The following is a 253-nucleotide window of genomic DNA, read 5'->3' as shown; positions in this document are numbered from 1 at the left end:
TGGTGGGTCTGGATGGATTCGAACCATCGACCCCCGCCTTATCAAGACGGTGCTCTAACCGACTGAGCTACAGACCCCTGAGTCTGTCTTTCTTACAGCCGACAAGTGTGAGCGCTTAAAACGCGTGTGAGCGATGAGCTCTGGAAAGGAGGTGATCCAGCCGCACCTTCCGATACGGCTACCTTGTTACGACTTCACCCCAGTCATGAATCCTGCCGTGGTGACCGTCCTCCTTGCGGTTAGACTAGCCACT

The 253-nt window shown here is 55.3% G+C and carries 1 tRNA gene and 1 rRNA gene; both read right to left on the bottom strand.

Going from position 1 to position 253, the window contains the following annotated elements:
- A tRNA-Ile gene (locus AB3X99_RS41085) sits at window positions 1-77 on the bottom strand.
- A gap of 67 nt (window positions 78-144) precedes the next feature.
- Window positions 145-253: ribosomal RNA gene (locus tag AB3X99_RS41080) — 16S ribosomal RNA — on the bottom strand; the annotation flags it as partial.

The sequence above is a fragment of the Paraburkholderia sp. BR10882 genome (genome assembly GCF_040948855.1).
In the GTDB taxonomy this organism is placed as follows: domain Bacteria; phylum Pseudomonadota; class Gammaproteobacteria; order Burkholderiales; family Burkholderiaceae; genus Paraburkholderia; species Paraburkholderia nodosa_A.
This window is presented reverse-complemented; position numbering and strand designations above follow the sequence as displayed.